This is a genomic window from Natronospira bacteriovora, assembly GCF_030848495.1.
GTDB classification, from domain to species: domain Bacteria; phylum Pseudomonadota; class Gammaproteobacteria; order Natronospirales; family Natronospiraceae; genus Natronospira; species Natronospira bacteriovora.
The window spans coordinates 219428-241526 of record NZ_JAVDDT010000003.1 but is presented as its reverse complement, the minus strand read 5'-3'; the positions used below and the strand labels follow the sequence as shown (position 1 = coordinate 241526).

General features: G+C 63.6%; 25 protein-coding genes. 11 read left to right on the top strand and 14 right to left on the bottom strand.

What is annotated here, in order from left to right; all coding sequences use genetic code 11:
• The first annotated feature begins 3 nt into the window (after positions 1 to 3).
• On the top strand, positions 4 to 450 hold the full coding sequence (locus tag RBH19_RS06655) for a response regulator (protein ID WP_306728044.1): 447 nt from the start codon (positions 4 to 6) through the stop codon (positions 448 to 450).
• A gap of 37 nt (positions 451 to 487) precedes the next feature.
• Here RBH19_RS06655 and RBH19_RS06650 read toward each other — a convergent pair whose 3' ends face one another.
• The 13 genes from RBH19_RS06650 to RBH19_RS06590 form a co-directional block, all read right to left on the bottom strand.
• Positions 488 to 1180 carry a nucleotide-binding protein gene (locus RBH19_RS06650; RefSeq protein ID WP_306728043.1) on the bottom strand — a complete coding sequence of 231 codons (693 nt, stop codon included), beginning with the start codon at positions 1178 to 1180 and terminating at the stop codon, positions 488 to 490.
• A gap of 166 nt (positions 1181 to 1346) precedes the next feature.
• A complete protein-coding gene (ptsP, locus tag RBH19_RS06645; protein WP_306728042.1) occupies positions 1347 to 3092 on the bottom strand; it encodes a phosphoenolpyruvate--protein phosphotransferase in 1746 nt (581 codons plus the stop codon).
• A gap of 34 nt (positions 3093 to 3126) precedes the next feature.
• A complete protein-coding gene (locus RBH19_RS06640; RefSeq protein ID WP_306728166.1) occupies positions 3127 to 3396 on the bottom strand; it encodes an HPr family phosphocarrier protein in 270 nt (89 codons plus the stop codon).
• 39 nt (positions 3397 to 3435) lie between these two features.
• Positions 3436 to 4293, bottom strand: coding sequence for an RNase adapter RapZ (rapZ, locus tag RBH19_RS06635; RefSeq protein WP_306728041.1), 858 nt, complete (start codon positions 4291 to 4293; stop codon positions 3436 to 3438).
• A gap of 112 nt (positions 4294 to 4405) precedes the next feature.
• Positions 4406 to 4885, bottom strand: a complete 480-nt coding sequence (gene ptsN, locus RBH19_RS06630) for a PTS IIA-like nitrogen regulatory protein PtsN (RefSeq protein WP_306728040.1) — start codon at positions 4883 to 4885, stop codon at positions 4406 to 4408.
• 217 nt (positions 4886 to 5102) lie between these two features.
• Positions 5103 to 5453, bottom strand: a complete 351-nt coding sequence (hpf, locus tag RBH19_RS06625; RefSeq protein WP_306728039.1) for a ribosome hibernation-promoting factor, HPF/YfiA family — start codon at positions 5451 to 5453, stop codon at positions 5103 to 5105.
• 199 nt (positions 5454 to 5652) lie between these two features.
• Complete coding sequence (locus tag RBH19_RS06620; protein ID WP_306728038.1) at positions 5653 to 7074, bottom strand: RNA polymerase factor sigma-54; 1422 nt, start codon at positions 7072 to 7074, stop codon at positions 5653 to 5655.
• Between the two features lie 96 nt (positions 7075 to 7170).
• The gene (gene lptB / locus RBH19_RS06615) at positions 7171 to 7899 is read right to left on the bottom strand and encodes an LPS export ABC transporter ATP-binding protein (RefSeq protein ID WP_306728037.1); all 729 of its coding nucleotides are present in this window, start codon (positions 7897 to 7899) and stop codon (positions 7171 to 7173) included.
• Positions 7896 to 8408, bottom strand: coding sequence for a lipopolysaccharide transport periplasmic protein LptA (gene lptA / locus RBH19_RS06610; RefSeq protein WP_306728036.1), 513 nt, complete (start codon positions 8406 to 8408; stop codon positions 7896 to 7898). The genes lptB and lptA overlap by 4 nt, the downstream gene beginning before the upstream one ends.
• Entirely contained in the window at positions 8383 to 8955 is a 573-nt protein-coding gene (lptC, locus tag RBH19_RS06605) for an LPS export ABC transporter periplasmic protein LptC (protein WP_306728035.1), read from the bottom strand. The genes lptA and lptC overlap by 26 nt, the downstream gene beginning before the upstream one ends.
• Before the next feature lie 15 nt (positions 8956 to 8970).
• Positions 8971 to 9492 (bottom strand): KdsC family phosphatase, encoded by a 522-nt coding sequence (locus tag RBH19_RS06600; RefSeq protein ID WP_306728034.1) that lies wholly within the window; start codon positions 9490 to 9492, stop codon positions 8971 to 8973.
• Entirely contained in the window at positions 9492 to 10493 is a 1002-nt protein-coding gene (locus RBH19_RS06595; RefSeq protein WP_306728033.1) for a KpsF/GutQ family sugar-phosphate isomerase, read from the bottom strand. Before RBH19_RS06595 ends, RBH19_RS06600 begins: the two co-directional genes overlap by 1 nt.
• Before the next feature lie 35 nt (positions 10494 to 10528).
• Complete coding sequence (locus RBH19_RS06590; protein WP_306728032.1) at positions 10529 to 11509, bottom strand: calcium/sodium antiporter; 981 nt, start codon at positions 11507 to 11509, stop codon at positions 10529 to 10531.
• A 216-nt stretch (positions 11510 to 11725) separates the two neighbouring features.
• On the opposite strand from RBH19_RS06590, the gene RBH19_RS06585 reads away from it, so the two are divergent.
• The 5 genes from RBH19_RS06585 (at position 11726) to hisC (ending at position 16606) form a co-directional block, all read left to right on the top strand.
• Positions 11726 to 11941: a BolA family protein gene (locus RBH19_RS06585; RefSeq protein WP_306728165.1), complete on the top strand. Its 216-nt coding sequence runs from the start codon at positions 11726 to 11728 to the stop codon at positions 11939 to 11941.
• Between the two features lie 71 nt (positions 11942 to 12012).
• The gene (murA, locus tag RBH19_RS06580; protein ID WP_306728031.1) at positions 12013 to 13272 is read left to right on the top strand and encodes a UDP-N-acetylglucosamine 1-carboxyvinyltransferase; all 1260 of its coding nucleotides are present in this window, start codon (positions 12013 to 12015) and stop codon (positions 13270 to 13272) included.
• A gap of 264 nt (positions 13273 to 13536) precedes the next feature.
• Positions 13537 to 14196, top strand: coding sequence for an ATP phosphoribosyltransferase (gene hisG / locus RBH19_RS06575; protein WP_306728030.1), 660 nt, complete (start codon positions 13537 to 13539; stop codon positions 14194 to 14196).
• A complete protein-coding gene (gene hisD, locus RBH19_RS06570; RefSeq protein ID WP_306728029.1) occupies positions 14193 to 15509 on the top strand; it encodes a histidinol dehydrogenase in 1317 nt (438 codons plus the stop codon). Before hisG ends, hisD begins: the two co-directional genes overlap by 4 nt.
• A 14-nt stretch (positions 15510 to 15523) precedes the next feature.
• Complete coding sequence (hisC, locus tag RBH19_RS06565) at positions 15524 to 16606, top strand: histidinol-phosphate transaminase (protein ID WP_306728028.1); 1083 nt, start codon at positions 15524 to 15526, stop codon at positions 16604 to 16606.
• Positions 16607 to 16621: 15 nt separating this feature from the next.
• Here hisC and RBH19_RS06560 read toward each other — a convergent pair whose 3' ends face one another.
• Positions 16622 to 17758 (bottom strand): trypsin-like peptidase domain-containing protein, encoded by a 1137-nt coding sequence (locus tag RBH19_RS06560; RefSeq protein WP_306728027.1) that lies wholly within the window; start codon positions 17756 to 17758, stop codon positions 16622 to 16624.
• Positions 17759 to 18157: 399 nt separating this feature from the next.
• Between RBH19_RS06560 and petA the strand changes: the two genes are divergently transcribed.
• From petA to RBH19_RS06535, 5 genes are read left to right on the top strand one after another with little or no spacing between them, the layout of a single operon-like run.
• Positions 18158 to 18748, top strand: a complete 591-nt coding sequence (petA, locus tag RBH19_RS06555; RefSeq protein WP_306728026.1) for a ubiquinol-cytochrome c reductase iron-sulfur subunit — start codon at positions 18158 to 18160, stop codon at positions 18746 to 18748.
• Complete coding sequence (locus tag RBH19_RS06550) at positions 18748 to 20142, top strand: cytochrome b (RefSeq protein ID WP_306728025.1); 1395 nt, start codon at positions 18748 to 18750, stop codon at positions 20140 to 20142. Before petA ends, RBH19_RS06550 begins: the two co-directional genes overlap by 1 nt.
• Positions 20139 to 20897, top strand: coding sequence for a cytochrome c1 (locus RBH19_RS06545; protein ID WP_306728024.1), 759 nt, complete (start codon positions 20139 to 20141; stop codon positions 20895 to 20897). Before RBH19_RS06550 ends, RBH19_RS06545 begins: the two co-directional genes overlap by 4 nt.
• A gap of 43 nt (positions 20898 to 20940) precedes the next feature.
• The gene (locus tag RBH19_RS06540; RefSeq protein WP_306728023.1) at positions 20941 to 21561 is read left to right on the top strand and encodes a glutathione S-transferase N-terminal domain-containing protein; all 621 of its coding nucleotides are present in this window, start codon (positions 20941 to 20943) and stop codon (positions 21559 to 21561) included.
• Between the two features lie 47 nt (positions 21562 to 21608).
• Positions 21609 to 22016 (top strand): ClpXP protease specificity-enhancing factor, encoded by a 408-nt coding sequence (locus tag RBH19_RS06535; RefSeq protein WP_306728022.1) that lies wholly within the window; start codon positions 21609 to 21611, stop codon positions 22014 to 22016.
• Positions 22017 to 22099: the final 83 nt, after the last annotated feature.

Genomic DNA, 22099 nt, shown 5'->3' with positions numbered 1-22099 from the left:
GAGATGGCAGCAAGATCCGAGGTGGTGTCCTTTCCCATCATGTTGGTGGAGGACAACCCGGATGACGCGGATCTGACGATTCGGGCATTGCGAAAATGCGGAATCGAAAATGAGGTATTGCAGGCCCGGGATGGCGTCGAGGCACTCGCCATGCTCGGGATCCAGCCGGAGTCGGAAGGCCCGCAGCCCATGCCGGCCGTCGTGCTACTGGATCTGAAAATGCCGCGAGTGGACGGTTTCGAGGTGCTCAGGGCCATTCGCCAGAGTGAGCGCTATCGTTTTCTGCCGGTGGTCATTCTGACGTCATCGGATGAAGACCGGGATCGGGCAGAGGCCTATTCCCAGGGCGCGAACAGCTATGTGCAGAAGCCGATCGCGTCGGAGGCCTTCCTGGAAGCGGTTGGGCGTCTCGGGCTTTACTGGCTCGGCGTCAACCGCAGTCTGGATTGAGGGCCGGGCAGCGAGACAGGCAGCGCAGTTGCCTGGCCTATTGACCGGCCAGGCGCCCGCCGTGAATCAGTTGATGGACGGGACGTGATTCAATCCAGTCGATCAGCGGCCGCCATTGAGCGCGATCCCGTGCGCACTCGGATTCCGGCAACTCGAATATGCCAATGCCCTGCTCCACGGCACGAACATAGTTCTGTGTATCGCGAAGGGTGGTGACGAAGGGAATGTCCAGGCTGTTGAGGAAGCGTTCGAGTTTGCCGTAGACCCGGGTGTGCTTGCGTACCCGGTTGGCCACCACGGCAAGACGATCGCCCCGGCGACTGATGCGCGCCTTGATCAGCAAATCGGCGATGCAGCGCGATGCCGCATGGATATCGATATTGGACGGCAGCACCGGAATGATGATGGCCTGCGCACCGCGGGTGGCTTCCACCAGACGGTGATAGTCGAGGGCCGCCGGCGTGTCCACGATGAGGCGTTCCGTCCCTTCCGGCGGGCGGGTCTGCCAGGCGCGGGTCGCTCCCGGAACGGCCTCGGCGGCCCGTACGCCCCGGATCTCGGGGCGATCCGGCCCACGCAGCTGCAGCCACTGGGAGCTGGAGCCCTGGACGTCGTAGTCCATCAGCGAGGTCCGAAAGCCCTGAACGGCAAAATAGCTGGCCAGGTTCGTGCTCAGCGTGGTCTTGCCACAGCCCCCCTTGGGGTTGATTACAACGATTCTGCGCATCATGTCCCTACCCACCTCTCGCTCCTCTGGAGCAAGTTCATGCCCGTGGCGGTAACGGTATCCCGCCACCACCGGGGGCATGGGAATTATCAACCATTCCAGAGCTTAGCAGCTTCTGAGCGGCTTTTCCGTGTTTCGGGGCGGTCTGTACGGGATCAGCGCGAATGCACTAGCCCTGGTTGGCATTCAGGCGGCGCAGCAGATCGGGGGCCCGCCCGGGGTCGGTGTTCTGCATGAAGGCGCGGGTACGGCCCTTGAGGTCACGCAAATTCGTGCGGGTAATGACCCGCTTGACTTCCAGCAGGGTCGAGGGGTGCATGGAAAATTCCCGCAGCCCCAGACCCAGCAGCAGGCGCGTGTACTGGGGGTCGCCCGCCATCTCCCCGCACATGGACACGGGAATGCCGATCCGCTGGCCGGCCTGGAGGGTGTTGGAGATCAGCTTCAGCACCGACGGATGCACCGGGTCATAAAGGTAGTTCACATGATCGTCCACCCGGTCGATGGCCAGGGTGTACTGGATCAGGTCATTGGTGCCGATGGACAGGAAGTCCACGTGTCGGGCGATCTGGTGTGCCGTCAGGGCGGCGGAAGGGACTTCGATCATGGCGCCGATGGGCACGGCCGGGTCGTAGTCCTGGCCGCGGGCGTCCAGGGTCTGCTTGGCCACTTCCACCATCTGCTGGGCCTGGAGCACCTCCTGGGCGGTGGTGACCAGTGGCAGCATGATGCGTAGCGGGGCGTCGGCCGATGCCCGCAGCAGGGCCCGCAGCTGTTTCAGGAAGGTGTTGGGTTCGCTCAGGCTGTAGCGAATGCCGCGCAGGCCCAGCGCCGGGTTGCGGGCATCTTCCGGGCCGCGATCGCTGCCCCGCAGGCGCTTGTCGGCGCCCAGATCCAGCGTGCGGATGGTGACGGGTGCGCCATCGGCGGCGGCCAGCAGCTCCTGATAGCGTTCGTGCTGTTCATCCTCGTCGGGGAAATCCGGCCGGTTCATGTAGAGGAATTCGGTTCGGTACAGGCCAATGCCGTCACCCCCGGTCTTCTGGTACAGCTTGAGGTCTTCCGGCAGCTCGATGTTGGCCATCAGCTGGATGCGGGTACCGTCCAGGGTTTCGGCTCGCGCACCACGCAGGCTCTTGAGCTCACGGACGTGTTTCCAGAGCTCTCTCCGCTTGCGCCGGTAGAAGGCGATCTCCCGTTCACCGGGATTGGCGAAGACCGCGCCCTTGAGGCCGTCGATGATCAGGGATTCGCCATCCCGCAGCAGCTGTCTGGCCCGGTGCAGGCCGACCACGGCGGGAATGCCCAGGCTGCGGGCCAGAATGCTGGTATGGGAGAGTGGGCCGCCGGACTCGGTGATCAGGGCCCGCACGCCCCGGCTCTGCATCATCACCAGATCGGCCGGGGACAGATCCTCGGCCACCAGAATGGGGTAGGCGCCCACCTCGTCGTGGGCCTCTTCCCAGAAATCCTCGCCGCGGGTCAGCAGGCGCTGTACACGATTGACCACGTGATCCACGTCATCCCGGCGGGTGCGCAGATAGGGGTCGTCCATTTCATCGAAAACAGCCACCAGCTGGTCACGCTGCTTTTGCAGCGCCCATTCCGCGTTGCACTGCTCCTGACGGATCAGGTCTTCCACCGCCTTGGACAGGGCCTCGTCATCCAGCATCAGCAAGTGGGTATCGATGAAGGCGCCAATCTCGGTGGGGGCATGTTCGGGGATCTGCTCCCGGACCTTGCTGAGCTGCTCCTTTGCCGCCTCCCGGGCCTGATGAAAACGATCAACTTCGCTGTCCAGCTCCGGGCGGGGCAGATTGTATTCGAGGATTTCCATGGGCTCGCCATCGGCCACATGCGCCTGGCCGATCACGATCCCGCGGGATACGCCGATACCATTCAGGAGCAGACTCAAATCGTGGTTCCTCGTGGCTGCCACTTATCCATGGTCATTCACCTTCATCAAAGCGATTCTTCACCAGGCGGCAGAGCTGTTCCACCGCTTCTCTGGCATCCTCGCCTTCGGCGCGAATGTGGAGGCGTGTCCCCTTGCTGGCGGCGAGCATCATCAGGCCCATGATGCTTTTGCCGCTGACATCGCGTCCATCCTTTTCGACCCTGATGTCGGCCTTGAAACGGGAGGCGGCGGTCACGAAGCGTGTTGCCGCGCGGGCGTGCATGCCCAGCTTGTTGCAGATGACCACATCGCATTCGGTCATCGGGGGTTCAGAGTCGGACATGATGCCTGACAGGCCTCCTCAATTGAGACTGATATGCCGCGTGACGACCTTGCCCCAGTGCTGCTGGAAATGTCGGGCAAGGCGGTCAGCCACATAGACTGAGCGATGTTGCCCGCCGGTGCAGCCGATGGCCACGGTGACGTAACTGCGTCGGCCCACCTCGAAGGGGGGCAGCCATTGCTCAAGGAAATCGATCAGATCCCCTACCATGCGCTGGGCGAGATCCGATTTGTCCAGATAATCGATGACTTCCTGGTCCCGGCCGGTGCGGGGTCTCAACACGGGCTCCCAGTGGGGGTTGGGCAGGCAGCGTACATCGAAGACGAAATCCGCGTCCCGCGGCACACCGTGCTTGAAACCGAAGGATTCGAACATCAGCGACAGCGTGCCCTTGCCATCGTGGCTGAGGCGATCATGAATCAGTTCCCGCAGGCGATTGGCCGTCAGGCGGGATGTGTCGATGATCAGGTCGGCCCGCTCGGCGATGGCGGACAGCAGACGTCTTTCCTCACGAATGGCGTCCGGCAGTGTCCGCTCCTCGCTGGACAGGGGGTGCCGCCGTCGCGTTTCGCTGTAGCGGCGCAGAAGCACATCCTCATCGGCATCAAGAAAGATTAATTCGCACTGGATGCCTTCTTTCGAAAAGGTTTCCAGCAGATCCGGCAGGGCTTCCACCTCTTCCGGGCGGTTGCGGGCGTCCACGCCCACAGCCATCAGGCTGTATTCCGGGTTGCCGGTGGCCACGGTCTCACGCACGAAATTCCGGAGCACGGCCACCGGCAGGTTATCGATGCAGTAATAGCCCATGTCCTCAAGCATGTGCAGGGCCACACTTTTTCCGGATCCGGACAGGCCGCTGACAATGGTGAGTTTCATGCCGTGCTCTCCGTGGTCGATCTGGCCGCGGCAGCGAATGAATGGCTCAGATGCTGCTCAGGGGAACCAATATACCAGAGCCGCCCGGCCCGGCGGCGGAGACAGGAGCGGGTCAGGCGGTTGCCTGTTGCTGGTCGTCGGCCTCCGAGCTGATCAGCAATTCGTAGATGGCGTCCGGGCTCTCGGCAAGGCGCAGCTGATCGCAAAGATCACTGCGGGAGAACATGCGGGCAAGCGCCGCCAGTGCATTCAGGTGTTCTTCGGCGCACTGGGTCGGCACGATCAGGGCAAACATCATGTCCACCGGGGCACCATCCGTGGCATCGAAATCGATGGGATCCTGCAGGCGAATGAAGGCGCCCATGCTGTTGCGCAGGCCTTCAATGCGGCCGTGAGGAATGGCAACGCCGGAACCGATGGCGGTACTGCCAAGCCGCTCGCGGTTGATCATGCTGGTGAAGATTTCGCCCCGGCTGAGCTCCTCACCACTGCTTGCCAGCAGGTCACTGAGCATTTCCAGCGCGCGCTTCTTGCCGCCCACCTCGGTGGCCGTGCTGATGCGTTCCGGAGCGATGAGATCTCTTATCGTCATGATATTGCCGTATTCAGCTGGTCAGGGGGCTGGTTTCCAATCCGGTTCCAGCCCACGAAGGCCGCACAGTCTAGACCCGCCCCGTGTCCTTCTCAAGCCTGGCCGGATCCTTTTCGGCACCAACGGCATGAATGTCTGTCGGGCGGTCCGGTGGCCGGCTTGACAGCCGGCCACCGGGGGCAGGATTCCGGCCCCGAGGGGCTGTTCTGACCCGCCGTCAGGCCGGCCCCAGCTCATCCGGGTGCGGGGGAAGCCGGTCTGCCTTGTCCACCGTGGCGGCGTGGTGGTCCTTGATCTTCTCCTTGTGCTTCTTGACCTGGCGATCCAGCTTGTCGACCAGACGGTCGATGGCGGCGTACATGTCTTCCTCCAGGGCGTCGGCGAACAGCGGCTTTCCGGTCACATTCACCTTGGCTTCCGCCTTGTGCTGGAGTTTCTCGACCGTCAGGATCACATGCACCCCGTTGATGTGATCAAAGTGTCGTTCCAGGCGCTCCATCTTGGTGTCCACGTAATCGCGCAGGGAAGGGGTGATCTCGACATGATGGCCGGTCAGATTCATCTGCATGGTCTGGCACTCCTCTCGTGATGCGCCACACACTCGAGCGGCTTGTTCCCCACCGGCAGGCCCGTCTGGTTTGGCCGGTCTCACTGCGCCGCGCTTGCGTGGCGAATCGCCACGGGCCGTTTTGAAGTGCACACGGTGCGGGACCGGATCCCGCTTTCCGCTGTCGTGTGCGCCAGCGCCGGGTCACTTCCTGAACCCGCTATGCGTTTACCCGCTTGCGTTCATGGGACGGCGGTATGTTCATGCCCTCCCGGTATTTGGCCACCGTGCGCCGCGCCACCCGGAATCCCTCCTGCTTGAGGTCGTCCGCCAGGCGGCTGTCACTCAGCGGCTTGGCCGGGTTCTCCGCGGCAATCATGCGTTTTATGCGTGCGCGCACGGCGGTGGCCGAGGTCTCGCCACCGTCTTCCCGTGCCAGCTGGGCCGAGAAGAAGTACTTGAATTCAAACACCCCGCGTGGAGTCAGCATGTACTTGCGGGTGGTGACCCGCGAGATGGTGGACTCGTGCAGATCCACCGCCTCGGCGATCTCGGCCAGTACCAGGGGTTTCATGTGCTCCTCGCCCTGATCCAGAAAGGCCTGCTGGTGCTCGACAATCGCCGAGGCCACCCTCAGCAGGGTGTCATTGCGCATCTCAAGACTGCGAACCAGCCAGCGGGCCTCCTGCAGTTGCCCGCGCATGGTCTGGAACTCGCCACCGCCCTGGCGCTTGGCCACCAGGTCGGCATAGAGCCGGTTGACCCGAAGGCTGGGCGTGATGTCGCTGTTGAGTTCCACCACCCAGCGGCCCTCGTGACGACGTACCACCACATCGGGTACCACGTATTCCGTGGTGGCCGGTGCGACCCGTGTGCCGGGGTGGGGGTGCAGGCTCCGGATCAGTGATATGGCCGCCTGTACGGATGCCACATCGCAGTCCAGGCGATTCGCCAGCTTGTCCGCCGGTTGCCGCGCCAGGGCTTCCAGGTGTTCCTCCACCAGGGTCTCGGCCAGGCGGACATCGGCCCCTTCCCGGGCCAGGGCCTGAAGTTGCAGGTTCAGGCATTCGCGCAGACTCCGGGCGCCCACGCCGGCCGGGTCAAAGCACTGGATACGGCGGATCACCATCTCGATCTCGGCGTCCTCGATCGCCTCCGCGGCCTCCTCGTCCAGTGCCTGGCGCAGGTCGTCGAGGGATTCACGCAGGTAGCCGTCACCGTCGATCCCGTCGATCACGGCCTCGGCGATGCGGCGATCGGCTTCGCTGAAGGAGGCCATGTCCAGCTGCCAGTGCAGGTGATCATGCAGGGAGGTACCTTCCGCATTCTCGCTGCGGCGATCCTCGTCAATATCCTCCTGCCAGCCGCCACCGGTGCCGGTGGAATAGAAGTAATCCGGTGTCTCGAAGCGGGTTTCCACCTCGCTGGCGGTTTGATCCGGAGCGGGCGAGTTGTCGTCGGTGGCGTCGCGGGCGGAATCCAATTCCTCCTCGGCTTCCAGCATGACGTTGCTGTCCAGGGCCTGGCGAATCTCGGTTTCCAGTTCAAGCGAGGAGAGCTGTAGCAGGCGTATGGCCTGCTGGAGCTGGGGGGTCATGGCCAGCTTCTGGCCGATCTTCAATTGCAGTGCCGGCTTAAGCATTTGATTTTTCTTGGATGGCTGGCAAGTGAGACTCCTGCTGAAAGCGTGCTGGCAAGGCGCCGCAACGGCAAAGGGGAAGCGAGGGCCTTTCTCTATTTATAGCCGAAAATCCTCGCCCAGGTAGACTTCCCTGACCTGACGGTGGGCAAGTACCTCCTCAGCGGTACCCTCGGCGATCACCGCGCCCTCGCTAATGATGTACGACCGGCCGCAGATGCCCAGAGTTTCTCTCACATTGTGGTCGGTAATCAGCACGCCGATGCCCCGATCCCTCAGGTGAGTGACGATGCGCTGGATTTCGCCCACGGAGATCGGATCCACCCCGGCGAAGGGCTCGTCCAGCAGCATGAAGGCCGGTTCGGCGGCCAGGGCGCGTGCGATTTCCACCCGTCGACGTTCACCGCCGGACAGGCTCATGCCGAGGCTTTCGCGGACGTGGCCGATATTGAGCTCCTCCAGCAGGGCCTCGGTAATGCGGTCACGGCCGGCGGCGTCGAGATCCCTGCGGACTTCCAGGATGGCCCGGATGTTCTGCTCCACCGTGAGTTTGCGGAAGACGGACGCTTCCTGCGGCAGGTAGCCGAGGCCCGCCTGGGCCCGGGCGTGAACCGGCAGGTGGGTGACATCCTCGCCATTCATCAGTATGCGCCCGGAATCGGCCTGAACCAGGCCGACGATCATGTAGAAGGAGGTGGTCTTGCCGGCGCCATTGGGGCCGAGCAGGCCCACCACTTCGCCGGGTTCAACCACCATATTGACGTCCTTGACTACCTGGCGGGCGCCGTAACGCTTGGCCAGGCCGCGTGCCTCCAGGCGTTTGCTCACGAGCCATTCTCCCGATCCGGTGACTGGCGTTCAAAGCGTACCCGCACCCGTTCGTCCTCACCGTCGCCGCGGCTGGCGCGGATACGCTCGGTGGGCAGGTCGTATTCAATGCGCTCGGCTCGCAGGTCCTGCCGTTCCTGTTTCAGGCGGGCCTCGCCCTGCATCAGCAGGTGTTCGGTCTGGAGGTTGTACTCCATGAAGTGGGCAAAGGCCTCGGTTTTCGCTCGCCCCTCCGGGGTTGAAATCAGATGAACGGGCTGGCCGCGCATCTCCGCACGATCATATTCGCCATCCTCATTCTCGAAAAAGACGACCTGATCCGCGTAAATGAGCAGATTCTGTTGCCGAATCTCCACGTTGCCGCGGTAGGTGGCGGTACCGGCCTGGCCGTCCACGTCCTGTTCGTCGGCAAGAATCTCCATCTCGCCCTCGGCCTGGGCCGCGGCGGCCAGCATCAGACCGGCCAGCAGGCTGATCCAGGCACTAGTTCGGGTCTGTGGGAGAGACATGTCGTGTCCTTACCTCCTGCTTGATGATCAGCCGATCCTCGGCCATGGCCGCATGCAGGCCGATCCCGGTGGTGATGGTCGCCCCGCGTTCCATGCGAACCGGGTCGTCCGTCCGCGCCAGATCGTCCCGGGGCAGAAACTCGAGGCTGTCGGTGTACAGCCAGGTTGACGGTCCGTGGGGTGCGCGGCGCTCCATTCTGACATCTCCGCTCAGGGCCACCAGGCTGCGGTCACCGGTGACGAGCCCGTGTTCGGCGTGCATTTCCCAAAGCAGCGATTCCGGGCCACGTTGTTCGGCGCGCACCTGTCTCATCTCGCTGCGTTCATCGCTGGGGAAATGGGCCAGTCGATCCGAGTCCAGCAGCAGCAGGCGCTCTCCGTCTTCATCGAAGCGCTCGATGCGGCTGCTTTCCATCCAGTAGTCCGGCTGTTCTTCTTCGGCCTCGACCGGTGCGGGTGGCGGCAGCGGTTCGCGCCGTTCCCCCAGCATCAGCAGGCTGATGATGGCGGCGGCAATGATGAGCAGAGCGGCGAGCCAGCGCAGCATGGTGAGGCCCCTTCCTCAATTCCCCGCGTAACGGGTATCGGATCCCCGGGCCGCGAGAATCAGGTCGCAGCACTCACGGGCGGCACCGAAGCCACCATTGGCCCGGCTGGACCAGTGTACCTGCTCAAGGACGGCCGGATGGGCATCGGCCGGGGCGGCCGCCAGGCCCACGTCTGCCATGGCCGGCAGGTCAACCAGGTCATCACCCATGAAGGCACACTGGGCCGCTGGCAGGCCGAGCTGTTCCCGCAGCTCGTGAAAGCAGGGGCGCTTGTCATCCACGCCGAGAAAGACGTGGCGGATCCCGAGTTGGCTCATGCGGTCTTCCACGGCCTGTGAGCGCCGGCCGGAGATGATGGCCACTTCGACGCCTTCCTTCATCAGCTGTTTGAGGCCGTGCCCGTCGCGGGTATGAAAGACCTTGAGCTCAAGTCCGTCGGGGCCGAGGTAGAGGCGGCCGTCCGTGAGTACGCCGTCGACGTCGAACACGGCCAGGCGGATGTCGGCAGCACGTTTCTTCAGGCCGGGATCAATCATTACACCACCCCGGCACGCAGCATGTCGTGCATGTTCAGGGCACCGATCAGGCGTCCGTCTGCATCGGTGATCAGAAGCTGGTTGATGCGCTGGGTCTCCATCAGGCGCAGGGCCTCGCCGGCGAGCATGTCGGGGCGGGCGGTTTTCGGGCCGGCGGTCATCAGTTCCCTGACCGGGGTGCTGTGGACGTCCACCAGGCGGTCCAGGGTACGGCGCAGGTCACCGTCGGTGAAGATGCCCACCACCCGGTTCTCGTCATCCACCACGGCGGTCATGCCCAGGCCCTTGCGGGTCATTTCCAGAAGGGCTTCCCGCATGGGGGTGTCGGCATTCACTTTCGGCACCTCATCACCGGAATGCATGAGGTCGTCCAGCTGCAGCAGTAGGCGGCGCCCCAGGCTGCCGCCCGGGTGGGAGCGGGCAAAGTCTTCCTGGGTAAAGCCCCGGCTTTCCAGCAGTGCCACCGCCAGGGCATCGCCCATGGCCAGCGTCGCCGTCGTGCTTGAGGTGGGCGCCAGATTGAGCGGGCAGGCCTCGCGAGCCACGGACACGTCCAGGTTGGCATTGGCGGCGCGGGCGAGGGTTGAATCCGGTCGGCCGGTCATGCTGATCAGCGGCACGCCCAGGCGCTTGATCAGGGGCAGAATGGTCAGCACCTCGCCGGTTTCCCCGGAGTTGGACAGAGCAAGCACCACATCCTCGCCGGTGATCATGCCCAGGTCACCGTGACTGGCCTCGCCCGGGTGCACGAAGAAGGCCGGCGTGCCGGTACTGGCCAGGGTGGCGGCCACCTTGCCGGCGATGTGCCCGGATTTGCCCATGCCGGTCACGATGACCCGGCCCTGGCAGTCCAGGCAGATGCGCCAGGCGGTCGCAAACTCCTCGCCCAGCCGCGCCGCCAGGTCCCGAACGGAGTCGGCTTCCAGCTCGAGCACCTCCCGCGCCAGTTCCAGTGCCTTGCTTTCACTGGCCACAGCGTTGTCCGGATTCCTGCTTGCCATGTCGCTCTCTTTCCCCTGGATGATGGATGGTGGAATTATCGCACAGCCCCGACGCCGGATGTGCCCAGCAGCAGCAGCTGATAGGCCAGGAACAGCAAGAGCAGCAGGCCACCCTGCCAGCGATGGATGACCCCGCGGCCGCCGAAGCCACGCGCCAGCACCACGATGAGCAGACTGAAGCCGATCATCACCGGGTAGTCCCGCGACAGAACGCCATCGGGGACCGGCCCGGGTGCAATCAGGCCCGGCAGGGGCAGCACGATCAGCAGATTGAACAGATTCGAGCCGATGATGTTGCCCACCGCGATATCGTGCTGCCCCTTGAGGGCGGCGGCGATGCAGGTGGCCAGCTCCGGCAGGCTGGTTCCGATGGCGACGATGGTCAGGCCGACCACCAGTTCGGAGACGCCCAGGGTGGCCGCCAGGCTGCCGGCCCCCCAGACCAGCAGCTGGGCCGCCGCCAGCAATACCCCCAGGCCAAGAAACAGCTGGCCCAGCGCCGTCTTCAGGCTGGCGCCACCATGAAGGGGGTCGGGGATGTCCGGCACGATGGGGTCGTCCGGTCCGGATTGTTTCGCCAGCCAGGCCAGCCAGAGCAGGCTGGCCACGAACATCAGCAGCATGACCCCGGCTTCCAGACGTTCCAGCTGATGATTGGCCAGCAGCAGCAGGCAGATCAGTGTGACCACGATCAGCAGCGGCAGCTCGCGCCTCAGACTGGCCGAGCGCAGTTTCAGGGGAATCACCAGGGCCGTGATGCCCAGGATCAGGCCGATATTGGCCACATTGGAGCCCACGGCATTGCCAATGCCCAGCCCGGGGTAACCCTGGGCGGCGGCCAGGGCGGAGGTGGCAATTTCCGGTGCCGAGGTGCCCACGGCAATGATGGTCAGCCCGATGACCAGGGGGGAAATGCCCAGACGGGCCGCCGTGGTGGCCGCACCGTCAACGAAACGATCCGCCGACCAGATGGTCAGACCCAGTCCCGCAATGATGGCGACGATCTGCAGCAGCATGCTTCCCTCGAATGCCTGGGCTGGTGGGTACTGTCCCGTTCGGGGACGATCAGGCGCAGTGTAGCGGCCGTAACGACCCGCTGGCGAGCGTGTGCGCTGGATTCGTTCATGCCAACGGCATTATCATGTCGCGTTCGCCATTGCCGCTGTCGCGGCATCAACGACGCGATTTCCGCCAGATTGAGGAAGCCTATGGACCCCCAGGCCGTGAAAGCCATGATTGAGGCCGGCATGCCGGAAGCCCAGGTCACCGTGCAGGGTGAAGACCACACGCATTTCGAAGCCGTGATCATTTCCGAGGCCTTTGCCGGCAAGCGCACCCTGCAGCGTCACCAGATGGTCTACCGGACGCTGGGAGACAAGATGGGGCGCGAAATCCATGCCCTGTCCATGCAGACCATGACCCCCGAGGAAGCCGCCGGGGACCAGTAAGGTCATTCTTCGATCCGCATCCGATTGTCGCCGGCACGCGCAGTGCCGATCGCCTTATCAGGGGAAATTCATTGGACAGACTGCTCATTCACGGTTCCGGCCCCCTGGAGGGGGAGATCCGCATTTCCGGCGCCAAGAACGCCGCCCTGCCGATTCTGGCGGCCACCCTGCTGGCCGACGGGCCCATGACCGTGGGCAATGTGCCGCATCTGCATGATGTCACCACGACCATTGAACTGCTCGGCGGCATGGGCGTGGATGTCACCATCGACGACCGCATGCGGGTGGCGGTGGATCCGCGCTCGGCCGACCGTTTCTATGCGCCCTATGACATGGTCAAGACCATGCGGGCCTCCATTCTGGTGCTGGGCCCGCTGCTGACCCGTTTCGGCGAAGCCACCGTATCCCTGCCCGGTGGTTGCGCCATCGGCAGCCGGCCCGTGAATCTGCACATCGAAGGCCTGCGGGCCATGGGTGCCGACATTCACGTGGAGAATGGTTACATCCTGGCCCGCGCCGAGCGTCTGCATGGTGCCCGGATCGTGCTGGATACGGTGACCGTGACCGGCACCGAGAACCTGATGATGGCGGCCTGCCTGGCGGACGGGGAAACCATCATCGAGAATGCTGCCCGTGAACCGGAAGTGGTGGATCTGGCCAACTGCCTGATCAAGATGGGGGCGAAGATCCTTGGTGCCGGTACCGATACGCTCCGCATTACCGGCGTGGAGCGGCTGGAAGGCTGCGAGTACAACGTGCTGCCGGATCGTATCGAAACCGGAACCTACCTGGTGGCCGGTGCCATGAGCCGTGGCCACATCAAGCTGAGGGATACCCAGCCGCAGGTGCTGGACGCCGTGCTGGCCAAGCTGGAAGAGGCCGGGGCCCGACTCAATGTGGGTGAGGACTGGATCGAGCTGGACATGGAAGGCCGGCGCCCCCGCTCGGTGAATATCCACACGGCTCCCTACCCGGCTTTCCCCACCGACATGCAGGCCCAGTTCACGGCCCTCAATTCCGTTGCCGATGGCACCGGGACGATTACCGAGAACGTGTTCGAGAACCGCTTCATGCATGTGCTTGAAATGCAGCGCATGGGGGCGAAGATCCAGCTCGAGGGCAATACCGCCATCATTACCGGCATCGAGCGTCTGACGGGGGCCCCGGTCATGGCCACCGATCTGCGTGCCTCTGCCAGCCTGGTGCTGGCCGGTCTGGTTGCCGATGGGGAAACCATTGTCGAGCGGATCTATCACATCGACCGTGGCTACGAATGTATCGAGGAAAAACTCCAGCAACTCGGCGCAAGAATCCGCCGGGTCCCGGACTAGGGCGGGCGAAAGCCCGCCCCTCGTTGTCGTAGTCGTAATCGTAATCGGCTTTTGAAAGAAGCAAGGCGCAAGAAGCAAGGAGTAAACAGCTCAAGGACGACAACCACGCCGAGCCGGTTCTTTTAGGTTTTTCTCGTCGCTCGGCGTTTGATAATTCCGACAACGACAACGACAACGACAACGACAACGACAACGAAAAAGAACACGACAACGATTCGAATCGGGCTGCTTTTGCAGCTTGTTAACTGTCGGTGACAAGAGACTATGAGCAACCCCCTTACCATCGCCGTCTCAAAGGGTCGGGTTCTGCAGGACACCCTGCCTCTGCTCAAGGCGGCCGGCATCGAGCCCGCCGAGGATCCCGGCAGAAGCCGGCGCCTGATCCTGCCCGTCATCGGTGATCACGCCCGCATCCTGCAGGTGCGTACCAGTGATGTGCCCACCTATGTGGAGCATGGCGCGGCGCACCTCGGTATTGTCGGCAAGGATGTGCTGCTCGAGCATGAAGGCAGCGGTCTCTATGAACCCCTGGACCTGGATCTGGCCCATTGCCGCCTGATGGTGGCCCGGCCAAGGGATTACCAGCCGCCACGCCGTCGTCTGCGGGTGGCGACCAAGTTCATGGCGTCTGCTCGTCGCCATTACGCGCGCAAGGGGCAGCAGGTGGAGCTGATCAAGCTGTATGGCTCGGTGGAACTGGCGCCCCTGGTGGGGCTGGCCGATGAAATCGTGGATCTGGTGGACACCGGCAACACCCTGCGGGCCAATGGCCTGGAACCGGTGGAGACCGTGGCCGACATCAGTGCCCGCCTGGTGGTCAACAAGGCGGCCATGAAAACCCGGCACAGCGAGATTCGCGCGGTGGTGGATCGTATCGCCGAGGCCGTGCGTGGCCGGCAGGCAGCCGCCGGGGAGGGCGCATGAGCCTGATCAATCGCCTGGACAGCCAGGCCGGGGACTTCGAATCCCGCTTCATGGCCCTGCTGGATCGGGATGGCGACGCCGCCGTCCAGGTGGACGAGACCGTCAGGCGCATTCTGCGGGCCGTGCGCGAGGAGGGCGATGCGGCCCTGCTGCGATATACCCGTGAGCTGGATCGCCTCGATTGCGCCGAGGCGGCCGAGCTGGAGATTCCCGCCGAGCGTCTGTCCACCGCGCTGGAAAAGGCCGAACCGGCGGCGAGCGAGGCACTGACGTTCGCGGCCGAACGCATTCGCGCCTACGCCGAACGCCAGAAAGAGGAGGGCTGGTCCTTCCAGGACGCCCAGGGCAATCGCCTGGGTCAGCGTGTTACCGCCCTGGACCGGGTAGGGGTCTATGTGCCCGGCGGGCGTGCCGCCTATCCGTCGTCGGTGCTGATGAACATCGTGCCGGCCCGTGTCGCCGGCGTGGGCGAGATCATCATGGTGGTGCCGGCGCCGGACGGCGTGCTCAACGATCTGGTCCTGGCGGCCGCCGCACTGACGGGCGTGGACCGGGTCTTTACCGTGGGTGGCGCCCAGGCCGTGGCGGCACTGGCCTACGGCACGGCCACCTTGCCGGCGGTGGACAAGATTGTCGGGCCGGGCAACGCCTGGGTGGCATCGGCCAAGCGTCAGGTCTTTGGCCGGGTCGGGATCGACAGTATCGCCGGGCCGTCGGAAGTCGCCATCTATACCGATGGCAGTCTGCCGCCGGACTGGGCGGCCATGGATCTGTTCGCCCAGGCCGAACACGATGAGCTGGCCCAGTCCATCCTGGTTAGTCCCGATTCCGATTATCTTGACCGGGTGGAGGCGGCCATGGAGCGTTTGCTGTCGGCGATGCCCCGTCGCGACATCATCCGCGCCTCCCTGTCCGGTCGCGGTGCCCTGATTGACTGTCATAACGAGGCCGAGGGCCTGGCCCTGATCAATCGCATTGCCCCTGAGCATCTTGAGTTGGCCGTGGACGACCCGGACGCACTGCTGCCTTCGGTACGGCATGCCGGGGCCATCTTCATGGGGCACCATGCGCCCGAGGCCTTCGGTGATTATTGCGCCGGGCCCAATCACGTGCTGCCCACGTCCGGCACGGCCCGTTTTGCCTCACCCCTTGGGGTGCAGGATTTCCAGAAGCGTTCCAGCCTCATCCAGTGCCATCCGGACGGAGTGTCGGCGCTGGCCGAGGCCTCGGTGACCCTGGCCGATGCCGAGGGCCTGACCGCGCACGCCCGCTCCGCGGCCTTGCGCCGACCGGGCGGGGACCAAAGCGCATGAGTCGGGAGGCCTGAGTGAGTCGTGTTCGGGTGTCGGAGGTGGTGCGGCCGGAGATTCTGGCGGCCAGCCCCTATGCGGTGGCGGATGCGCGTGGCCTGGTGAAGCTCGATGCCATGGAGGCGCCCACGGGCCTGCCCCCTGCCTTGCTGAAAGCGTGGCAGGACTGGGTGGCCGAAGCCGATTGGCATCGGTATCCCGACGGCGGTGCGCAGGCGGTGAAGGCCGGGCTCCGGCGCCAGTTCGCCATTGCCGATTCTCTGGGCCTGTTACTGGGCAACGGTTCGGACGAGATCATCCAGATGCTGTGTCTGGCACTGGCCCGCCCCGATGCCTGCCTGATGACGCCGGAACCTGGCTTTGCCATCTTCCGGGCCGCCGCCACGACGGCAGGAATGGGCTACCACCCGCTGGCACTGGATCCCGAGGATTTCAGTCTGGATCCGCAGCGGGCGGTTGCCGCCATCGAGCGCGAGAAGCCGGCGCTGGTCTTTGTGGCCAACCCCAACAACCCCACCGGAAATCGCTTCCCCCGTGAGACCCTGCTGGCACTGGCCGAGGCCACGCCGGGCCTGGTGGTGATCGACGAGGCCTATTTCCCGCACAGCCGCGAGCATTGCCTGGATCTGGCCGGTCGTCCTGACAATGTGGCGGTGATGCGAACCCTGTCCAAGGCGGGTATGGCCGGTCTGCGGCTGGGCTGGCTGGTGGCCGCACCGGAGTGGGTGGATGCTCTGGAGCGGGTGCGCATGCCCTACAACATCAATGTCTTCACCCAGCTGGCGACCCGCTTCGCTCTGGCGCATCCCGACTGGTGGCAGAACCTGGCCGCATCACTGCGCGAACAGCGGCTGCGGCTGCATCAGGCACTGGAGGCCATTCCCGGGCTGCGGGTATGGCCAAGCGAAGCCAATTTCCTGCTGGTGCGGGTGCGGGAGGCGTCGGCCGTACACGCCGCCATGAAGGAAGCCGGCGTGCTGGTGAAGTGTCTGCATGGCCAGCATCCTGCCCTGACCGACTGCCTGCGGCTGACCGTCGGCAGTGAGGCGGAAAATACCCGCCTGCTGGAAGCGCTGACGGCGGCCCTGAACCGGCGATAGCCGGAGCCCTTGCGGTCAGTTCCTTCCCGGGATGCCCCGTTCGGCGATCAGCGCATGGACGGTCAGTGTCTGTTCATCGCGAATCAGGCGAACTTCCGCCAGTTCCCCCGGCTGCAGGCTGGCCACCTTGTTGAGGGCGTCGTAATCGTCAAGGATGGGGCGGCCGTTGATGTGGGTGACGATATCCCCCGGGCGGATGCCGGCCTGATCGGCCGGGCTTGCCCGCTGGACATTGGTCACCACCACACCCGCCGGGGCTTCCAGACCAAAGGACTCGGCCAGCTCCGGGCTGAGCGTCTGCGGAGCAATGCCCAGATAGCCGCGGATCACCCGTCCGTGCTCAATGATCTGTTCCATCACGCCGCGGGCGAGATTGACGGGGATGGCAAAACCGATGCCGCCGCCCCCGTTCTCACCGGACAGCATGGCTGTGTTGATGCCGATCAGCCGTCCCCGGGAGTCCACCAGGGCTCCGCCGGAGTTGCCGATGTTGATGGCCGCATCGGTCTGGATGAAGTTCTCGAACAGCGTGATACCCAGCTGACTGCGCCCGGTGGCACTGACAATGCCCTGACTGACCGACTGTCCGAGTCCGACCGGGTTGCCGATGGCCAGGGTGACATCCCCCACTCGCAGGCGCTCCGAACGGCCAAAGGCAATCACGGGCAGGTTGCTGGCGTCGATCTTCAGCAGGGCCAGATCAGTCTCGGGGTCCGTGCCGACAATCTCCGCGCTGCTGACCCGGCCATCATGCAGGGCGACACGGATCTCGTCGGCACCCTCAATGACATGATTGCTGGTCAGAATGTGACCTTCCGGGGACACGATTACTCCGGAGCCGAGGCTGCTCTCGATCCGCTCCCGATGCAGCCCCGGTGCATCTCCGAAGAATCGCTGCCAGAAGGGTTCGGAAAGCATGGTGGAGGGGGAGTCCTCGACGCGCCGGGCGGTATGCACGTTCACCACCGAGGGTGTGGAGCGCTCCACAGCGGCCGCATAGCTGTCCACGGCCTGCCGCTGGGTCAGCAGTTCCGGGCGGAAATACACCACGACAAAGGCGGCTGCCAGGCCGACCACCACCGATTTGGCCAGGAAATCCATCCAGGTTGACAACCATCCGGGCGGGTTGGGCATCTTGCGGTAGGGCTCCATGTCCGGTCTCCGGGGTGGGCGGAGTTCTGGCCTCCCCGAATGCATTGCCAGAACCCGTTCGCCTTTGGCCGAACAGAATAGCATTGTCGTAATTTGCCTGTCCCGCCACCATTGCCGTCCTTCGCCCCGGCCTGTCCGGATTTGCCGGCAGTGGCGAGTCGCGGGCTGAACTGTGTATAATCGCCCCTTTATTTTTTGGGAGATTCCCGGCCCGTTTCAGGGGCTCCCGACAAGCCAGAACCACCCGGTCGGCCGGCAGGTGACGCGGCCAACGGGTTCCGGACGGGTCCCGCAGGCATATGTCGGGGCTTGCGCGGCAGCCAGGCGCTGCCCGCCAGCCCGGGTTCCGGTCATGGCAAGGTTTCGAAGATCTGCATTGAGCTCCAGGAGAACCGGAGAATGAGCAACGGCGTTGACAACAACAGACGTCACTTCCTCACCGTGGCGACCTCGGTCGTGGGTGGTATCGGTGTGGCAGCGGTCGCGACTCCCTTTATCGCGTCCCTCCAGCCCAGTGCCAAGGCCCGCCTGGCCGGTGCCCCGGTGGAAGTGGATGTGAGCAGAATGGACGAGGGTGAGCGCATCACCCTGAGCTGGCGTGGTCGTCCGATCCAGGTGGTCCGTCGCAGTGAGGACGCCGTGGCCCGGCTGTCCGACATCCGGGATCGCCTGCGTGATCCGGATTCCGAGGCATCCGACCAGCCGGATTACGCCCGCAACGAGCACCGTTCCATCAAGCCCGAGTATCTGGTGCTGGTGGCGGTCTGCACCCACCTGGGCTGCTCCCCGGCCTTCCATCCCAACCCGGGCGATCCGGCCATGGGTTCGGACTGGCCCGGCGGCTACTTCTGTGCCTGCCATGGGTCGCGTTTCGACCTGGCCGGTCGTGTGTACCGGAACGTGCCGGCGCCGACCAACATGGAAATTCCGCCGCATCGCTTTGTCGATGACAACACCCTTATCGTTGGTGAAGACACAGAGGTCGCCTGATGCAGAACAAGAGCAACACGGGTGGCGGTACTGTCGGTGACTGGATCAACGACCGCCTGCCTTACCGGGAATTCGTTGAAAGTCAGCTGACCGGCTACTACGCACCGAAGAACTTCAACTTCTGGTACTTTTTCGGCTCCCTGGCTCTGCTGGTGCTGGTCATTCAGATCGTCACCGGCATCTTCCTGACCATGAGCTACAAGCCCTCCGCGGACGGCGCCTTCGCCTCCGTGGAATACATCATGCGTGATGTGGAATGGGGCTGGCTGCTTCGCTACATGCACTCCACCGGGGCCTCCATGTTCTTCGTGGTGGTCTATCTGCACATGTTCCGTGGCCTCATGTATGGCTCCTACAAGAAGCCCCGTGAGCTGCTGTGGATTTTCGGTGTGCTGATCTACATCGTGCTGATGGCCGAAGCCTTCATGGGCTATCTGCTGCCCTGGGGCCAGATGTCCTACTGGGGCGCCCAGGTGATCATCTCCCTGTTCGGCGTGCTGCCCTATGTGGGTGAGCCCCTGGCGACCTGGATTCGCGGTGACTACCTGATTTCCGACGTCACCCTGAACCGCTTCTTCGCTCTGCACGTGATTGCCCTGCCACTGGTGCTGATCGGTCTGGTGTTCTTCCACCTGGTGGCTCTGCGTCAGACCGGCTCCAACAATCCGGATGGCATTGAGATCAAGCAGAACCTGGGTTCGGACGGCAAACCGGTGGATGGCATTCCCTTCCATCCCTACTACACCGTCAAGGACATCTTCGCGGTGGGCGTCTTCCTGTTCCTGTTCGCCCTGATCGTGTTTTATGCGCCGACCTTCCTGGATCTCTTCCTGAAGCCGGCCAACTTCGTGCCCGCGGATCCGCTGCAGACGCCGGACTACGTGCCGCCGGTGTGGTACTTCACACCCTTCTACGCCATCCTGCGTGCCATTCCGGACCAGTTGGGCGGTGTGATTGCCATGGGTCTGGCCATTGTGGTGCTGTTCTTCCTGCCCTGGATTGACCGTCACCCGGTCAAGTCCGTGCGTTATCGCAGCACCCTCTACAAGACCCTGCTGATGGCCTTTGCCGGCGGCTTCGTCGTGCTGGGCTATCTGGGTCTGCAGCCGGCCACCCCGCTGTACTCCGAGCTGTCCCTGCGTTTCACCCAGTTCTACTTCCTGTTCTTCGGGATCTCCTGGGTGTATTCCTTTGATCGCAGCCGGAATTACTACTACGGGGCCTTCGGGATCGTGGCGGCAATCATGATTCTCATGGATCTGCTGCGTGATACCGGTGGCATGAGCCTGATTGCGCTTGCCATGATGCTGCTGGTCAGCGCCGTCTTCCTGCTGCTGCCGCCGCATACCCGACTGAATGAATCCAAGCCGGTGCCGGAAAGGGTGACCTCATGATGAGAACAATCAAGAAACTGTCTCTCAGCGCAATTGTCCTGGTCGTGGCCGCCTCGGCGGGCGCCGTGATCGCGGACGACAGTGATGTCCGTGAATGGCGGCCCTCATCGGCCGGCAATGACGTGACCAATCTGTCGTCACTGCAACGCGGCGCCAAGTACTACATGAATTACTGCCTTGGCTGCCACTCCCTGGAGTTCAAGCGTTACCAGCGCATTGCCGATGACCTTCAGCTGCCCGATGACGTGGCGCTGGAGAACATCGTCTTCACGGGCGAAGAGCTGGCCGACATGGTCAAGATTGCCATGCCGGAAGATGATGCCTCGGAGTGGTTCGGCATGGCCGCACCCGACCTGACGCTGGTGGCCCGGAGTCGCGGGCCGGACTGGATCTACAACTTCCTTCACAGCTTCTACGTGGATGAAGGCACCGTGGCCGGTACCAATAACCGGATGCTGGGGAACGCCGCCATGCCGCACGTCCTCTGGTCCCTGCAGGGCCTGCAAGAAGCCGTGTACAAGGAAAGTGACAACGGAAGCGAAACCTTCGTGGGTTTCAGAACCGTTCGCGAGGGACGTCTGTCCCATAGCGAATACGATCGTGTGGTCCGGGATATCGTGAACTTCCTGGATTACGCCGGGGAGCCGATTCAGACGCAGCGTCGCCAGATGGGTTTCTGGGTGCTGGCCTTCATCGGCGTCTTTATCCTGTTGGCCTATCTGCTCAAGAAAGAGTACTGGCGCGACGTCAAATAATGTCGCGTCCGCTCCGGCGGGCAGAGGCAGGGGAGTGCTGTTCATGGCCGTGGTTGCCAACCGTCGTTCGGTGATGACGCTGTTCTCGTACCCGGACTCCATTGAGAGTCACCGGATTCGATTCGTGCTGTCCGAGAAGGGCATCAACCACGAATCCGTGCTGGTGGAGAATGGGCAGATTCCGGAAGACCTGATTGATCTCAATCCCTACCAGACGGTGCCCACCCTGGCGGACAGGGACCTGGTATTGCATGGCCCCATGGTCATCATGGAGTACCTGGATGAGCGCTTTCCCCACCCGCCTCTGATGCCGGTGGATCCGGTTGGACGGGCCAGGGTTCGCCTGATGGTCTATCAGATCGAGCAGGACTGGTATCGCCTTGCCGATGTCATTGAGAATGGCACGCCCAAAAAGGTGGAAAATGCCCGCAAGGAGCTGACGGACAGCGTAGTGGCGGCCGATCCCATGTTTGCCACCGAAGCGCTGGTGGAAGGGGAGTTCAGTCTTGCCGATTGCACGGTGGCTCCCCTGTTGTGGCGCCTGGATCGTCTGGGCATCAAGTTGCCGCCACGGGCGAAGAAGGTGCGCGCCTATTGTGACCGTCTGTTCGATCGAGCTTCCTTCAAGGCAAGTCTGACCTCCGTGGAGCGGGAACGCGGCTGATGCCGCTGTTCCCGCGACACTTTTTCGCAAGCCCCAGGTGATAGTCTATGATCTCCCGCCGTCCCTATCTCATCCGCGCCATGCACGAATGGATGGTGGACAATGGTGAAACGCCCCATCTTCTGGTGGATGCCGAGTACGACGGTGTCGAGGTGCCGACCGAACACGTCCAGAACGGCAAGATCATCCTGAACATCAGCCCGTCGGCGGTTCAGGCCCTCTCCCTGGCCAATGAAGGTATCCTCTTCAATGCCCGCTTTGGCGGCCAGCCACGCCAGGTCTCTCTTCCCATTGGCGCCGTACTGGCCATCTACTCCCGGGAATCCGGCCAGGGCATGCTCTTCAGTGACGATGACGACCCACCGCCGCCTGAAGGTGGCGACAAGCCCTCCCCCGACAGCAGCGACTCCTCCGGCAGCAAGGCCAAGCGCCCCAACCTGCGTGTTATCAAGTAAGAAAATGCGCCGCGAAATGCACGCAAAATGAACGCAAAATAAATTCAACCACAGATGAACACAGATGGACACAGATGGGGTTG

Coding starts and splice junctions, on each gene's coding strand:
- RBH19_RS06655 (WP_306728044.1), top strand. CDS start 4: ATGGCAGCAAGATCCGAGGTGGTGTCCTTTCCCATCATGTTGGTGGAG.
- RBH19_RS06650 (WP_306728043.1), bottom strand. CDS start 1,180: ATGATGCGCAGAATCGTTGTAATCAACCCCAAGGGGGGCTGTGGCAAG.
- RBH19_RS06640 (WP_306728166.1), bottom strand. CDS start 3,396: ATGACCGAATGCGATGTGGTCATCTGCAACAAGCTGGGCATGCACGCC.
- rapZ (WP_306728041.1), bottom strand. CDS start 4,293: ATGAAACTCACCATTGTCAGCGGCCTGTCCGGATCCGGAAAAAGTGTG.
- ptsN (WP_306728040.1), bottom strand. CDS start 4,885: ATGACGATAAGAGATCTCATCGCTCCGGAACGCATCAGCACGGCCACC.
- hpf (WP_306728039.1), bottom strand. CDS start 5,453: ATGCAGATGAATCTGACCGGCCATCATGTCGAGATCACCCCTTCCCTG.
- RBH19_RS06620 (WP_306728038.1), bottom strand. CDS start 7,074: ATGCTTAAGCCGGCACTGCAATTGAAGATCGGCCAGAAGCTGGCCATG.
- lptA (WP_306728036.1), bottom strand. CDS start 8,408: ATGTCTCTCCCACAGACCCGAACTAGTGCCTGGATCAGCCTGCTGGCC.
- lptC (WP_306728035.1), bottom strand. CDS start 8,955: ATGCTGCGCTGGCTCGCCGCTCTGCTCATCATTGCCGCCGCCATCATC.
- RBH19_RS06600 (WP_306728034.1), bottom strand. CDS start 9,492: ATGATTGATCCCGGCCTGAAGAAACGTGCTGCCGACATCCGCCTGGCC.
- RBH19_RS06595 (WP_306728033.1), bottom strand. CDS start 10,493: ATGGCAAGCAGGAATCCGGACAACGCTGTGGCCAGTGAAAGCAAGGCA.
- RBH19_RS06590 (WP_306728032.1), bottom strand. CDS start 11,509: ATGCTGCTGCAGATCGTCGCCATCATTGCGGGACTGGGTCTGACCATC.
- RBH19_RS06585 (WP_306728165.1), top strand. CDS start 11,726: ATGATTGAGGCCGGCATGCCGGAAGCCCAGGTCACCGTGCAGGGTGAA.
- hisG (WP_306728030.1), top strand. CDS start 13,537: ATGAGCAACCCCCTTACCATCGCCGTCTCAAAGGGTCGGGTTCTGCAG.
- hisD (WP_306728029.1), top strand. CDS start 14,193: ATGAGCCTGATCAATCGCCTGGACAGCCAGGCCGGGGACTTCGAATCC.
- RBH19_RS06560 (WP_306728027.1), bottom strand. CDS start 17,758: ATGGAGCCCTACCGCAAGATGCCCAACCCGCCCGGATGGTTGTCAACC.
- petA (WP_306728026.1), top strand. CDS start 18,158: ATGAGCAACGGCGTTGACAACAACAGACGTCACTTCCTCACCGTGGCG.
- RBH19_RS06550 (WP_306728025.1), top strand. CDS start 18,748: ATGCAGAACAAGAGCAACACGGGTGGCGGTACTGTCGGTGACTGGATC.
- RBH19_RS06545 (WP_306728024.1), top strand. CDS start 20,139: ATGATGAGAACAATCAAGAAACTGTCTCTCAGCGCAATTGTCCTGGTC.
- RBH19_RS06540 (WP_306728023.1), top strand. CDS start 20,941: ATGGCCGTGGTTGCCAACCGTCGTTCGGTGATGACGCTGTTCTCGTAC.
- RBH19_RS06535 (WP_306728022.1), top strand. CDS start 21,609: ATGATCTCCCGCCGTCCCTATCTCATCCGCGCCATGCACGAATGGATG.